This window comes from Clostridium sp., from assembly GCF_036781005.1.
Classification (GTDB): domain Bacteria; phylum Bacillota; class Clostridia; order Clostridiales; family Clostridiaceae; genus Clostridium_B.
In genome coordinates, this window is record NZ_DAIQBT010000049.1 from 1 (window position 1) to 15,147 (window position 15,147).

The window sequence follows — 15,147 nt, forward strand, 5'->3', positions numbered from 1 at the left end:
GCTACTTTTTTAAAAAATTATCATATTTCCATAGGGATTCTTTGCGCTTTTTTTACTTGATTTTTATAAGTTTTTTTGAATATTTATTTTCATATCAACTTAACAGATTCTAACCATAATTTGTTTAAATTATATGAAATACCAGAGAAAATTATTCAGTATTACTGTGTTTCAACCACTAATTTTCTATGAAATATTTTTTCGAAATCAAAGGTTTCCTCCAACTGAAAAGATATTTTTGATGAAACTGTAATATTTATAAGCACTTCATTTTCTAGTAAGGTGCATTGCAGATTATCAATATTTTCATTTATCACTTTATGGAGATTTCTAGATATCCTTAAAAGAATTGAAAGATTTTGGATTATTTCAATATCTTCTTCATTGATTATATTTCCATAGTGGTTATTTTGTATTTTAAGGCCATTCTTTCCCTGGGAAGCTGCTATATAAGAGGAAATAAGCTGTTCCCTGTGGGATAGACCATTAATTCGAGAATTTGATATTATATAAAAAGAGTGTTTAAAGCGTCCATAATAACTTACATTGATTCCACAATTGTACAATAGGGAAGCCGTTTTTAAAATTTTATATAAACTTTCAGAAGAAGATTTGATCAGGGGCTTTACACTCTTGTATAGTTTTTCAGCAATAGTCCATAGCTGTATGGCGTAAGTTTTATCCATATGGAGATTTGAAATATAATTATTTAAAGAAAAATCCAATACATTTGCTAGGGGAATTTTGTCTTTGAAAATATATTCGTAAATCAATCCTTCTCTTATACCGTTTGAACTTATACATAACTCTTCTGAATGAACAAATTTTTGAAGGGTGGATAAAGCAGCCATAGGACCTAAACATATATCTGTCCTGTCTTTGGAAAGACCTTTAATTTTTTTCCGCTGGGTACAATCCATATGTTTTGTATCTTCATATATTTCTTTTACTTCACATGATTTCATTTTGTAATTATGAAGGCTATTTAAAGGGTAATTATACTTTTTTTGATTAATTCGTGCTATATTTCTAATACTGCCTCCTATACCAATTAGTTCAATATTATTTAAATTTTTAAGCCATGGAATGTCATTATAATATGAAAGTATAAATTCTGTTAATTTATCTTCAGTGTATTTATCAATAGGTTCTGTTAGAGAGAATTTTTCAGTTAAATTTATTGCGCCTATAGGTAAACTAGTAGATTTTTTTATACATCTTTCTTTTACTAATATAAATTCAGTACTGCTTCCACCTATATCAACTAAAAGCCCTTCAGAAAAATCCATGCTATTTATGGTACCAAGATAAGCATAATAGGCTTCTTCCTTGCCTGACAATACTCGTATTTCCATATTCAACTCACTTTTTACTCTGTTTAGGAAGTCTGTCTGGTTGGATGCTTTACGAACAGCTTCTGTGGCAACTGGTATAATATGTTCTACATTTTTATATGTACAAAGATGTTTAAAAAAATACAAGGCAGATATTGCTTTATTCATTCTTGTAATATTCAGTTCTCCCTTTAAGTTCATATCTTTTCCAAGTCCTATGGTTTCTTTTGCTTCTTCTATTATTTTAAAAGAACCCTTTTCTTTATTAATTTGTGATATTACTAAACGCATAGAATTGGATCCTACATCAATAATTCCTATTTTAATCATTAATTTTATCTCCTTTTCATATATAACTTTTATGGCTTAATACAGAGTATATCATATAAAGAAGAATGGGAAGATAACATTATTTAATTTATACAGGTTAAATTTTGTTAACACGAAGTAAATACTTGTTTAACATTGTACATATACTATTAGAAGTAATAAGGCTATTTTTGTATAAAATTGTTATATATAAGGAGACTTTGCAGAATGGTAGAAAATTTAAATGAACTTATTGCAGTTATTGATGTAGGATCTAATTATTTGAGAATGAGTATTGCACAAGTTGATAAAAAGGTCAATATAAAAGTCTTGGAGAATGTTATAAAACCTACACAAAATGGAAGGGATACTTTCATATCAGGAAGAATTTCTATAAATACCATTCATGAAACTTGTGCCACCTTGAAAGGTTTTGTGAATTTAATGAAGGATTATAATGTGAAATACTACAAGGCTGTTTCTACCAGTGGAATAAGAGAAGCTGAAAATAAACAGTATGTGTTAGAAAAAATCAGGCTTAGAGTTGGAATTGACGTACAAGCTATTACTGCTGCTGAAGAACGGTTTTTCATGCTCAAGGCTATTAGAAGATATTTTTTAAAATCAGAACTTAAAATTTTAAAAAATACTTTAATTGTAGATGTTACTTCTGGAGGACTGGAAATGCTCATATATAAGGAAAATCAACTTAAATTTGTTGAATATGAAAAATTAGGAGCACTAAGGCTTAAAGAAAATCTATGGGAATTAGAAAAGGAAACATTATATTTTTCAAAGGTTATGGAGCAGCATATTGAGAGTAAGCTTTATTTATTAAGAGATATTATATCAAAATATAAAACAAATTATTTTATTGGACTGGGAGGAGAATTGAAAACTGTCTTTAAAATTATAGAAAGTTTAAATAAATCAAAGGATGGAAGTATTAATAAAGATTTTATTTTAAAAGAAAACTTTCTAAAATTATACCATAATATTAAAGATATGAGCGGGGATGAGCTTATGTTTACTTACAATTTATCTAAAAAGGAGACGGAACTTTTAATGCCATCTATCTCAATATTTTATTATTTTTTTAAAATAACCAACAGTAATAAAATATATGTACCTAAAATATCATTATGGCAGGGAATTTTATATGATTTAGTAGATGAACTTTTGGATACTAGGGGTAAAGAAGAATATTTTCAGGATATTATAAGTTCAGTTTGGTATATTGGAAATAAATATGGAATAAATAAACCCCATGCTGCTTTCGTAGAAAAAATATCTTTAAGTATATTTGATCAAACATATAAACTACATAAATTAGGACACAAAGAACGAATGTATCTTCAAGTGGCCTCTATTCTTCATGATACAGGGAATATAATAAATAATGAGTATCATCATATTCATTCCTATAATATTATAAAAAGTCAAAATATCTTGGGATTTTCAAATAAAGAAATAGATTTAATTGCCCATATAGTCAGATATCATTCTTATGAGATTCCCATGAGAGCTCATAACAGTTATCAGATATTAGATGATAAATCCAAGATAGTTGTATCTACGCTGGCGGCAATTTTAAAATTAGCGGAATGTCTGGATTCTTCTCATCTTCAAAAGATAAAAAAGTTGAAGCTTGCATTGTCAGGGGAAATTTTATTTTTTAATTTAGAGAGTGAAGATGAAATAATTCTTGAAGAATGGAATTTTAAAAAGAATATAGATTTCTTTGAGGAAGTTGTTGGAGTAAGACCTATTATATAATCAAGGAGGAATGTATTAATATGGAAAAATATACTTCGTCAGGAAATTTTACAAATAGAGAGCTTAGCTGGATTGAGTTTAATCAGAGAGTACTTGAGGAGGCAAAAGATAATAACAATCCTCTTTTTGAAAGACTTAAGTTTGCAGCTATTGTAAGTTCCAATTTAGACGAGTTTTTTATGGTTCGAGTAGGTTCTCTGGATACTCAAATTGAGGCAGGTTTTCATAAACAAGATCCTTCTGGGTTGACTCCATTGGAGCAGGTGGAGAAAATTTTAGCTAGAGTACGTAAATTGGTATATGATCAGATAAATTGCTATAATAGATCTTTAAAAGTTCATTTAAAAAAAGAAAATATAGTTTTTTTGAAACCTAAAGAACTTAGTGAAAGACAATTAATATATTTAAAGGATTATTATTTAAAGAATATTTATCCTGTGCTGACCCCTATGGTAGTTGATCAAAGCAGGCCCTTTCCACTCATATTAAATCACAGTTTAAATATTGCTCTTTTACTCCAAGACAGTAAAAGAGGAAATGAGAGCATTTTTGCAACAATTCAAGTGCCTTCTGTACTTCAACGTTTTGTTGAAGTTCCCTCTGACAGTAAAAATATTAATGAAAGGATTTTTGTGTTTTTAGAAGATATAATTAAAATAAATTTGAATGAACTCTTTAGTGGATATCCTATTTTAGATTGCGGCTGTTATAGAGTGACGAGAAATGCGGATTTAACTTTGGATGAGGAAGGTGCGGAGGACTTACTTGAAACCATTGAAGAATCTTTAAAACAACGTAAACGTGGAAGTGCTGTTAGGCTTGAAGTAGAAAATGGCATTCATAAATCGCTACTTAGAATTTTAGAAGATGAATTGGAAATATCAAAAGATAGGGAATATGAAATTAATGGACCTCTTGATTTAACATTTTTAATGAAGTTAAGTAATATGAAAGGTTATACTCGTTTAAAGTATATTCCCATAAAACCATATATTTCACCTCAATTTTTAAAAGAGGAAAGTATATTTTCTTCCATTTCAAAAGGAGATATTTTATTGCACCATCCTTATGAAAGTTTTGAACCTGTTATTGATCTTGTAAGAGAAGCCGCCAGGGATTCAAAGGTTCTTGCCATAAAGCAAACCCTATATCGTGTAAGTGGAAATTCTCCAATTATAGATGCTTTAATAGAAGCAGCAGAAAATGGAAAACAGGTTACAGTGCTTGTGGAATTAAAAGCACGATTTGATGAAAAAAATAATATTCACTGGGCAAAATATCTGGAAAAGGCTGGATGCCATGTAATTTATGGACTTGTGGGACTTAAAACTCACTGTAAATTACTATTAGTTGTGCGGAAGGAAGAGGATGGTATTAAAAGATATGTTCATATGGCTACTGGAAATTATAATGACGTAACTGCCAGAATATACACGGATATTGGAGTGTTTACAGCAAATCCTTACTTTGGAGCGGATGCCTCTATAGTATTTAATATGCTTTCAGGATATTCAAGTCCAACAAAATTATTTAAAATGAGTTTGGCACCTTTGCATTTAAGAGAGAGATTTTTATATTTAATTAACAGGGAAAGAGAAAACGCCCAAAATGGTAAGAAATCCAGAATTATAATTAAAATAAATTCTTTAGTTGACAAAGAAATTATAGAAGCTTTATATGAAGCTTCTTCGGAAGGAGTATCTATAGATTTGATTGTTAGAGGAATATGCTGTCTTACTCCAGGGATTCCAGGAATAAGTGATAACATTTCTGTGAGAAGTATAGTGGGAAGGTTTTTAGAACACAGCCGTATTTATTACTTTTATAATGAAGGAGAAGAAGCAATTTATTTATCTAGTGCAGATTTAATGAGTAGGAATTTAGACAGAAGGGTGGAGTTATTGTTTCCTATTGAGGATATTTCTGCAAAGAAAAAGGTAAGACAAATTTTAGAAATTTCTTTACTTGATACAGTAAAAGCTAGAATTTTAGGTTCAGATGGTTATTATACAAGCATTGACAAAAGAGGGAAAGAACTTATAAACAGTCAGAAATTTTTCTGCTGTTCATCAAAAGATAATGAATATATTAATAAGAATTTTTCATCTAATTCAAAGTGGATGGAAGAAGGATTTGTTCCTGTGCTTTCTAATGAAAAATTTTCATAGGTAAACTTGTTGGATTTATAAACAAAAACAGTAAACTTTAAAAAGAATTTTATATTAAAGTGTACTGTTTTTTATTTATCTGAAAGCTAGAATTAGCTAACATTCCCCATGGTATTCTGTGAAAGCGATTCACACAAAATTAAAAATTTTGCTTCTTTGCCTTTCTATCAAAGTGGCAGGTAAGCACTACTACACGCTTGGATAAGTTTTTTCTCTAAGAGCTTAAATTAAATATCAATAAATATTTAGATATATAATTTATATAATGAATTATATAGTATTGTAAATATAAAAGTAAAATGATATAATAACCATATTATCAATAACACTTATTTATTAATAAATAGTATTAATCAATAAGTGTTGTATTTTTAGGAGGAATAAACATGAACAAGCTTAATAATTTAAAAATAAGGAGTAAATTGTTACTAAGTTTTTTAAGTATAGTATTATTTATTGTAATAATTGCTATAATAAGTGTAATTAATATGGGCAGAATGAACGCAGGTTCCGAGTATCTTTATAAAAGTGATTTAAAAACACTTAGAGAACTTGACAAATTTGATGCTAATACAATGCATTTACGTCTTAATATAATAAACTTGGTAGAAAGTAGAGACAGTAGTAAAGCTTCAGATACCATAACTTATATGAATAATCTAAAAAGTGAAAACAACAATATATTAAACAAATATAAAAAGGAGAATTTAACTATTCAAGAAAAAGATATATTGACCAGATTGGAAAGTGAATTAACAGACTGGAGAAATGTTTGTGACGCTATTATAAAATTGATGGCTGAAGGTAAATATGATGATGCCATGATTTTAAATAAAGAAGCAGCTAGTTATAGGGATAAATTAACAAAAACTATTGAACAATTAGTTGAAATTGTAGATAAAAAAGCGGAAAGCAGTAGTATAAAGAATTCTTCTTTATATAATACATCTTTGTACATAGTAATTGTAATAGTTGCAGCAGCTTTAATTATATCTTTAATTGTAAGTTTTAAAATTTCTTCTTCAATTTCATCACAAGTTTCTAAAATATTATATTTTACAGAGTTAATCAGTAAAGGGGACTTAAGTGAAACTATAAAGTCCTCCAGCAGAGATGAAATAGGATTGATAGTTGAAAAATTAAATGATGCAAGTGAGAGTATAAAGGGATTAGTAGGGGAAATATTTCAGGGCACAGAAGATATGAGTGCTACCAGTGAAGAACTTTCTGCTACTAGTGAGGAGATTTCTTCTATGATGGCATCTGTAAATGAGGCTTCGTATCATATAGCCAAAGGAGCCCAGAATGTAAGTAGTATTACAGTAAGTATCAGTGAATCATCGGAAGAAATGGAGAGCAGTATATCCGAACTTTCAAACAAAGCGGAGGAGTCTGCAGAATCTTTATTGGAAATAAGAAAACGTGCTGTAAATATAAAAGAGACAGCTTCTAAAAATATAGAAGAAGGAGAAAATATATATAAGGATAAGAAGGACAATATTTTAAAAGCAATTGAGGAGGGTAAAGTGGTATCTGAAGTTAAAATTATGGCAGCTTCCATATCCAGTATGGCAGAACAAACAAACCTTCTTGCATTAAATGCAGCTATAGAAGCAGCTCGTGCTGGTGAATATGGCAGAGGATTTGCTGTTGTTGCAGATGAAGTGAGAAAGCTTGCAGAACAGTCCTCAAGTACCATAGATAATATCAATAAAATGGTTTTTTCAGTAGAAGCTGCTTTTGAAAATCTGTCTAAAAGCGGAAGAGAAATGTTGGATTATATAGCCAATAATGTAAAGTCAAGTTATGAATTTCTTATGGATACGGGAATTCAGTATGAAAAAGATGCGGAATTTATGAGTAATGTGTCCCAAGAAATTCACAGTGCTTCCAAGCATATGAAACAATTAGTATCTAAAGTAAATGATGCTATTAAAGGAGTTGCTTCAACAGCGGAGGAATCATCTTCTGAATCACAGGAAATATCAAGTAGTATAAATGAGGTAACCAAGGCTATTGAAGATATATCCTCATCTTCCCAAAGTCAGGCAGAGCTTGCAGAAAGACTTACTTTTATGGTAAATAAATTTAAAATTAACTCATAAGGATAACTTTAATCAATAGGAGAATAAAATGCACCAGAGATGTTAAATAATAAATTAACTCTCAGGTGCATTTTAAAGAAAAAAATTATAATTATATTTTAAATTTCTGTACTAAAGTGTGTAATTCTTGTTCCATATTATATTTGTCTACAGTCTGAACCTTACAAAAATGTAAGGTTATTTTTATATAAATAGATTGGTGCTTCTTATTTATTAAATTAAAATTTACTTAAGGTTTGAGATATTAAAGTATATAGAAATTTAGTTTAGGAGGCTTTCACTATGAAAAAAGCTATAACTTATATACAAAGATTTTTAATTATCTTTGTAATAATTGCATATAGTTTACCTTATTTTTGCTGCCCAATATCTATTGTTTATCATATGTTAAGTACGAAGAATACCACTATTTCAGAAAACAAGAAAGTAAAAAGCAATACTTCTTTATTAAGTAACCAAAATAAAGAAACTTTAACTGAAGATAATGTAGAAAAATTTGCAGATAGTATTTTTAATGAACAGCTAAAAAAATTTAACGTACCTGGAGCAGTTTTTACAGTTGTTAATAAAAACAAAATACTTTTTCAAAAAGGATATGGTTATTCTGATATAGATAAAAAAGTACCAGTAAATCCCCAAAAGACTATTTTTAGGGTTGCTTCCATCTCAAAGCTTTTTACTGCTACAGCTGTTATGCAGCTCAAAGAAAGAGGTAAAGTAAATTTAAATGAAGATATAAATAATTATTTTAGGGACTTTAAAATAAAAAATAACTATTCAAAACCTGTAACTCTTGAAGATTTATTAACCCATACTGGTGGATTTGATGAAAGACTTGTTGGGGAACAGACAGAAAGCTATCTTCAAGAAAAATCACTTAAGGATAGCCTAATATCTCATTTACGTCCTGTAATTCGTGAACCAGGTGAAGCCCCACAGTATAGTAACTATGGTATGGCTGCAGCTGGATACATAGTTGAAAGTGTATCGGGTATCCCTTTTTATAAATATATGGAAGATAATATATTTACTCTTCTTCACATGAATAGTAGCAGCTTTATTTTTAATAATAAAGTACTAAGCAATCTCTCCCAAGGGTATGATTATAAAAACTGTAAATATGTTAAAGTACCTATCTATGGACAAGCGCTTACACCAGCAGGTGGACTTAAAACTACAGCGGATGATATGGCTAAATTTATGATTGCACATTTAAATGATGGTACCTATGGAAACACACATATATTAAATAAGAATACTGCAGAAGATATGCATAGTCAGCATTTTGCATTCAATAAAAATATGGTGGGGATCTGCTATGGATTTGAGCAGAATTATGTAAATGGTATTAGAACAATTTATCATCGTGGTGATGATTATGGTTTTCACAGTATGTTGTGCTTAATACCTGATAGCAATTTAGGATTTTTTATTTCAACTAATGGTGAAGCAGGAACTAATTTATGTATCAATATAGCAAATCAATTCATAAGCAGATACTGCACCCAATCTAAAATTAAAACCAGTTTCATTAATAAAGATAAATCTACCAAAAGTGACCTTAAAAAATTTGAAGGAATCTATCGCGGCGTTAGATATCCAAAAAAAGAAATAGGAAAATTATTATTATTAATGTCTTCAACCATAAATGTTAAAAGTAATAATAATACATTGATTATGAACTATCCTGGGGGGCAGGATAGTTATACAGAAATAGAGCCGTCCCTTTTTAAAAACATTAAAAGGGGAGATATGATTGCATTTAAGTCAGACAAACGAGGAAATATAAACTATATGCTTCAAGATGGATCAGCTGTTGCACTTGAAAAAATTCATTGGTATGAAAATCCAAACTTACACAAAGCCATTTTTATACTTTTTGCATTATCATTTTTATGTATACTCTTTATGATGATATTACTTAGTTTTAAAAATAAGGCTAGGCAAGAACCCTTAATTCATAAGTATCATAGATGGATTATACTACTTATATGCATTTTAAATTTAGTATTTTTATTAGGAATGGCTAGGGAATGTATTGCTTTATCATCGTCTTTTATGTTTTCACCCAAACTGCCTAAGGCAGCTATATGTTTATTGTTTATTCCCATATTTACGACAATACTTACTTTTGGACAAATGTTTTCAATATTTATATATCACAATAGAAAATCATTTAATTTTATAGCTATATGTTACATAGTAATTTATTGTATATTTTTAATGTTTAACCTATTTCTGAATTATTGGAATCTCTTTGGATTCAAGTTTTATTAGTATCACTGCTATCAGCTTCCTTCAATAGTAAAAATATGATATATTAAAGAAAAGCTACTGAAATATCATATCTTAACTTTAAAGGGAGGAAGCTGATTTGTACAAGATACTCGTTATTGAGGATGATATCAAACTTAATAGACTTATAGCAGAGTATCTTCAAAAATATGGATATGAGCCTATTATCATAGAAGATTTTAAGAATGTAGAAAAAGAAATGAAAGAAGCAATAGTTGATTTGATTCTGCTAGATATAAATCTTCCATATTATGATGGGTTTCAATTATGTAAGACTTTTAGAAGAACTTCAAAAATACCTATAATTATTATTTCTTCACGCAATAGTGAGGAAGAGCAGATAAGGGGGATTGAATTAGGGGCAGATGATTATATTTCAAAGCCCTTTAGTTTCGACTTTCTTCTTACTAAGATCCAGGCCACAATAAGAAGAGTATATGGTGAATATGCAGATGAAGTAAATATAATTGAAAGTTTAAGTGGCATTAAGCTTAATAAAGACACATTTAAAATGGTTTATAATCAAATTGAAATTGAACTCAGCAAAAATGAGTTCAAACTTTTAGGTAAGCTCATTAAAAACCAAAATAAAATTATCAGTAGAGAAGAACTTTTGGAGGAAATTTGGGATGATGTTACTTTTGTAGATGATAATACTTTAACTGTGAATATAACAAGAATAAGAAATAAACTTAGGGAATTAGGTGTTAATGAATTTATATCAACTAAGCGGGGTATAGGATATATGTTTCAGTCTAATTGTTGATGAGAGGAATTAACATGAGTAGAAAATTATTAACTAATTTTATAAAAGATAAACTACCTTTTACCATGACATATTTTTTTAATACTTTTTTGATCATTCTTTATTCCTATTTGGTGGCTGTGAAATTTGATGTAGTATATCCTTTGCTGCTATCAATAATAATATATTTTTTTTTAATACTAAATGAATGGATTAAATATTATAAATTTAATAGAAGTCTTAATGAAGGTATAGAAAATAAGTATTTTAATTTGAGTCCTAGGACACGAGAACAACAAAAAGTTGCTGGAGCTATATTTAAAATACATGAAAATTATATAAATCAGATAAGTGCAATTCGTGCCGAAAATACAAATAATAAATATTTTCTATCACAGTGGATTCACAATATAAAAACGCCTGCTTCAATAATTGATCTTATTATCGAAAATAGTATCAATGAAGTAGGTTTTAATAAGATGAATACATTGAAGTCTTTTTTAGATATAAGAGAAGAAAATAATAAAGTTAAAAATAGTTTAGATCAAATTCTAAATATTAGTAGATTAAATGATTTCTCAAAGGATTATGAACCTCAAACAGTGGATTTAATTTCCTTGTTAAAGGAAATTATCAATAGTAAAAAAAGTCTGTTTATTTATAATAATGTATTTCCTAAAACAGAATTTCAATGTGAAGAAGCACTAATTATTACAGATAAAAAGTGGAATAAATTTATGATTGAACAGATTTTAGTAAATGCTATTAAATATTCTCATAGTAGTAAGGAGCAGAAGTATGTGTATTTTAAAATATCTATGAGTAATAAAAAAACGATATTAACAATTAGAGATGAGGGTATTGGAATTCCCAGCTATGATCTAAAAAGAGTTTTTGAACCTTTCTTTACAGGAGAAAACGGGCGAAAAATACAAAATGCCACAGGCATAGGATTATATATATGTAAAGTGATAGCCAAAAAGTTGAATCATAATATAGTTATAGAGTCTGAGATTAATAAAGGAACTACTGTTTCAATTATTTATCCATCAAAAATTTAATTATAATGGAGTGATAGGATGGAGATATTATGTGCTGAGGATATTGTTAAAGTATATGAAGGGAGTTTAGAAATTAACTCTACTAATGTATTAAATGGTATCAACTTGGGCATTGAAAGTGGAGAATTTACTGCTATTATGGGACAATCTGGAAGTGGGAAAACTACCCTGATTAATATATTGTCAGGTATTGATAAACCTAATAGTGGGACAGTGAAAATTATGAATAAATATATAACTTCACTGAACAAGAAAGAAAGATCTATTTTTAGACGAGAAAATTTAGGAATTATATTTCAGGCTTTTAATCTACTTGACAATATTACACTAGAGGAAAATGCTGCACTTCCGTTGATATTTAATGGGAGAAATACACAAGAAATTCATGAAAAAATAAAGGAATATTTCACCTTTTTCGGTATATATGATATTAAAGACAAGTATCCTTATAATGTGTCTGTGGGTGAACGGCAAAGAGCAGCAGCATGTAGGGCATTGATAAATGAGCCAAGCATTATTTTAGCTGATGAACCTACAGGAAGTCTTGACCCAAGTACTTCAAAAAAATTCATGAGGTATATGCAGATAATAAATAAAGAAAGAAATGCAACAATCCTTATGGTTACACACAACGTGTATGCAGCAAGCTACTGCAAACGAGTGATTTTTATAAATGATGGAAGGATATGTACGCAAATATATAATAAAGGAGATCAAAGCTCTTTTTTCAATAGAATACTAGATACTCTTGTGGTGATTAGTGGTGAATAAATGAATTACAGAAAAATAATTAAACAAAACATAAAATTGAATTTCAGTGAATATTTTGCTTATATATTTTCTTTGATAGTTTCAGTCTTGTTCTTTTTTATTCAATCGACTCTATGCAATGCATACATAGTAATTGGAGAAAATAATATTAGTATAATATCCTCAATCGGTGTGTTTAATACAGCCCTATGGTGTATATTTGCACATATATCCTTTATGAAATGTCGTCAAAAAGACTTTGTAATATTTTTAGCTTTGGGTATGACACATCATGAACTTAAATTACTTCTCTTTATTGAAAACATTTTAATTTTTCTTATATATATGCCTATAGGATTAATTTTAGGTATTATGTTTTCAAAAATCATTGCTCTTTCCATATTCAAACTCGTAGGAATTTCGTATGTTACTTTTCATTTTAAATCAATTGTTTATATAATTACCATGGGCTATTACACCATACTTACTATTATATTCGTCTTATGGACATTTAAATTCATTAATGGCCTACCGTTATTAAATGAAACAAATCACAAGATTTTAAATAGACTATATGTTAGAAATAAGTATATATTAAAAGTTTCTATAATCTCTTTAATATTGTGTTGTATTTATTTAAATGAAATGTTGGGCTTACCTACTGGAATTAGATACTATGTTGATTATTCTTTTATATCTATAATCGGAACTTATTTATTATTTTTAACTCTCATAAAAATTCTTAGTATCTTTATAAAAGCAAATAAAAATTTTTATTATAAGAGAATTTTTTTAATAAATGAAGTAGAAACCTTTTTTAGAAATAACAAAATTATTATTTTCTTTATTGCGTTTTTAAACTTCATATTCTGTATCTGTAAGAGGATTTATTATTTACCTGACTCAAGAATATATTATATTGCTCATGTTATTTTTCAGAATTCTGTTTTCAATCTCATATATACATTTATTGTATTGATAAGTTTTATTGTTTCTGCAGTAATAATGTACTTTAAAATGAAAATTGATTTCTATAGTTGGAAATTTAAAAAAAATGACTTATATAAGATTGGATTGATTGATGAAGAAATAAATGCCCTATTGATATGCAAGCTTAAATTAATATTTTTTTCACATATGATTTTAATGGCACTGGCAAGTATTATATATATCTTTCTTTTAAAGCTTAGTGGAGAATTCATAATAAGTACAATTAAAATATTGAGCTACTATTTTATTATACAATTATTAGGTTATGTTATTGCTAAAGATAAATTAGTTGGAATTTCGTATACCGCTCATGATAGTAGAGCAGCAATCAAGAATTTTAAAAAATAAAAATAATCCATCAATGTGGAATTTGCTCCAAGATCAAAATTTAGTATTCTGAAAACTAGTCAAAAGATTTCTTTTGTTTAAAAATTCTTTTAAAATGTACATAAATGGAATAGATATAAAATACAATATAAAAAAACACCCTTCCATAGAAATAATTGTGAGTTTATTTGAAGAATCACTGGATCATTTGAAAGTATTCTCTGGAAAGAGTGTTTTTTATTTATTTTAAACAAAAATTCTTTACATTTTTCTATTATAACCCCAGTCCTTTTTGGCAATATCCATATTTAAACCATTTACAAGTACTACATATATTTTCAAAGTTTTTATGATTTATTTTTTCATGGATGATGTTTAGGATATGTTCATAAGTATAAGTTTGATTTGATTTTAAATTCAATAAGTTTAATGTATTTTTGTCAAGGAATTTAATTTTAATTTCATATTGGCATAATTTTTCTTTTGTGTTATTTGGGCAGCAGGAGCAAATCTCATCTACACTAGCTGTAACGTTTATTTTAGTAAAGGTATCTTTTTTTAGCTGATAAACTATCTTATCCATATTTGCAGTAAAATTCTTGCTATAGCCATATCCTTTATATCCTTGGATGCATAATAGATGATGAGCTCTAAGTGTTAGCATTTTATGAGATGGGTTTTTATAAGAGCCATCCTTACTCTGTTTCCTAATAAATAGGCTAATGTAATTTTTATAACATCAAGGGGTATAAAGGGAAGAACACCTATTACCAAGGCTTTTTTAATTGTGATATTTGTTATAAATGACAGTTGAATTACTCCCATGCCATAACAAAGCAGCAGTGATGCAATCAGTACTGCTGCTGATTGTATATAGGATAGGCTTTTATCAGATATTTTTCCTACAATAAAAGCTACAATAGGATAAGATATAAGATATCCTCCTGAAGGGCCAAATACTACATTTAATCCTCCTTGAAAGTTGACGAAAATAGGAATTCCTATTGCACCTACAAGTATATATATAATCTGAGATAGTGTTCCGAGTCTACTACCTAATATTATTGCAGATATGTACACTGCCATTACTTGAAAGGTAATTGGCACAGGACTAAAGGGAAGAGGAATGGAAATTTGAGCTAAAATAGCCGTTAGTGCTGTAAAAATAGCTGTTATGGTAATATCTCTAACTTTTAAGTTCATTTTTTTACTCCTTTCAAACATTGTTAACTTTTAGGTGTTTGCAAAACGCTACAACCCGCATAAATGCGGGATATTTTTGTTGTA

At 28.5% G+C, this 15,147-nt stretch carries 11 protein-coding genes; 8 read left to right on the forward strand and 3 right to left on the reverse strand.

The features are described from left to right. Positions 1 to 161: 161 nt before the first annotated feature. Complete coding sequence (locus V7Q02_RS14455; protein WP_333861774.1) at positions 162 to 1,664, reverse strand: Ppx/GppA phosphatase family protein; 1,503 nt, start codon at positions 1,662 to 1,664, stop codon at positions 162 to 164. 207 nt (positions 1,665 to 1,871) lie between these two features. Here V7Q02_RS14455 and V7Q02_RS14460 point away from each other — a divergent pair, with 207 nt between their 5' ends. The 8 genes from V7Q02_RS14460 to V7Q02_RS14495 all read left to right on the forward strand — a co-directional run bounded on the left by V7Q02_RS14460 (position 1,872) and on the right by V7Q02_RS14495 (position 13,881). Further along, complete coding sequence (locus tag V7Q02_RS14460) at positions 1,872 to 3,419, forward strand: Ppx/GppA phosphatase family protein (protein ID WP_333861776.1); 1,548 nt, start codon at positions 1,872 to 1,874, stop codon at positions 3,417 to 3,419. Between the two features lie 20 nt (positions 3,420 to 3,439). Continuing rightward, positions 3,440 to 5,587: an RNA degradosome polyphosphate kinase gene (locus V7Q02_RS14465; protein ID WP_333861777.1), complete on the forward strand. Its 2,148-nt coding sequence runs from the start codon at positions 3,440 to 3,442 to the stop codon at positions 5,585 to 5,587. Between the two features lie 386 nt (positions 5,588 to 5,973). Beyond that, complete coding sequence (locus V7Q02_RS14470) at positions 5,974 to 7,692, forward strand: methyl-accepting chemotaxis protein (RefSeq protein ID WP_333861778.1); 1,719 nt, start codon at positions 5,974 to 5,976, stop codon at positions 7,690 to 7,692. A 282-nt stretch (positions 7,693 to 7,974) separates the two neighbouring features. After that, on the forward strand, positions 7,975 to 9,969 hold the full coding sequence (locus tag V7Q02_RS14475; RefSeq protein WP_333861780.1) for a serine hydrolase domain-containing protein: 1,995 nt from the start codon (positions 7,975 to 7,977) through the stop codon (positions 9,967 to 9,969). Between the two features lie 97 nt (positions 9,970 to 10,066). Next, positions 10,067 to 10,753, forward strand: a complete 687-nt coding sequence (locus V7Q02_RS14480; protein WP_333861782.1) for a response regulator transcription factor — start codon at positions 10,067 to 10,069, stop codon at positions 10,751 to 10,753. 14 nt (positions 10,754 to 10,767) lie between these two features. Further along, entirely contained in the window at positions 10,768 to 11,793 is a 1,026-nt protein-coding gene (locus V7Q02_RS14485) for a sensor histidine kinase (RefSeq protein WP_333861784.1), read from the forward strand. Positions 11,794 to 11,811: 18 nt separating this feature from the next. Further along, a complete protein-coding gene (locus tag V7Q02_RS14490; protein WP_333861785.1) occupies positions 11,812 to 12,564 on the forward strand; it encodes an ABC transporter ATP-binding protein in 753 nt (250 codons plus the stop codon). Beyond that, complete coding sequence (locus V7Q02_RS14495; RefSeq protein ID WP_333861786.1) at positions 12,565 to 13,881, forward strand: FtsX-like permease family protein; 1,317 nt, start codon at positions 12,565 to 12,567, stop codon at positions 13,879 to 13,881. A 253-nt stretch (positions 13,882 to 14,134) separates the two neighbouring features. Here V7Q02_RS14495 and V7Q02_RS14500 read toward each other — a convergent pair whose 3' ends face one another. Then, positions 14,135 to 14,524: a DUF1284 domain-containing protein gene (locus V7Q02_RS14500; RefSeq protein WP_333861788.1), complete on the reverse strand. Its 390-nt coding sequence runs from the start codon at positions 14,522 to 14,524 to the stop codon at positions 14,135 to 14,137. Further along, positions 14,518 to 15,063, reverse strand: a complete 546-nt coding sequence (locus V7Q02_RS14505; RefSeq protein ID WP_333861789.1) for a biotin transporter BioY — start codon at positions 15,061 to 15,063, stop codon at positions 14,518 to 14,520. The genes V7Q02_RS14500 and V7Q02_RS14505 overlap by 7 nt, the downstream gene beginning before the upstream one ends. Between the last annotated feature and the right edge of the window lie 84 nt (positions 15,064 to 15,147).

Coding starts and splice junctions, on each gene's coding strand:
- V7Q02_RS14465 (WP_333861777.1), top strand. CDS start 3,440: ATGGAAAAATATACTTCGTCAGGAAATTTTACAAATAGAGAGCTTAGC.
- V7Q02_RS14470 (WP_333861778.1), top strand. CDS start 5,974: ATGAACAAGCTTAATAATTTAAAAATAAGGAGTAAATTGTTACTAAGT.
- V7Q02_RS14460 (WP_333861776.1), top strand. CDS start 1,872: ATGGTAGAAAATTTAAATGAACTTATTGCAGTTATTGATGTAGGATCT.
- V7Q02_RS14475 (WP_333861780.1), top strand. CDS start 7,975: ATGAAAAAAGCTATAACTTATATACAAAGATTTTTAATTATCTTTGTA.
- V7Q02_RS14485 (WP_333861784.1), top strand. CDS start 10,768: ATGAGTAGAAAATTATTAACTAATTTTATAAAAGATAAACTACCTTTT.
- V7Q02_RS14495 (WP_333861786.1), top strand. CDS start 12,565: ATGAATTACAGAAAAATAATTAAACAAAACATAAAATTGAATTTCAGT.
- V7Q02_RS14505 (WP_333861789.1), bottom strand. CDS start 15,063: ATGAACTTAAAAGTTAGAGATATTACCATAACAGCTATTTTTACAGCA.
- V7Q02_RS14455 (WP_333861774.1), bottom strand. CDS start 1,664: ATGATTAAAATAGGAATTATTGATGTAGGATCCAATTCTATGCGTTTA.
- V7Q02_RS14500 (WP_333861788.1), bottom strand. CDS start 14,524: ATGCTAACACTTAGAGCTCATCATCTATTATGCATCCAAGGATATAAA.
- V7Q02_RS14490 (WP_333861785.1), top strand. CDS start 11,812: ATGGAGATATTATGTGCTGAGGATATTGTTAAAGTATATGAAGGGAGT.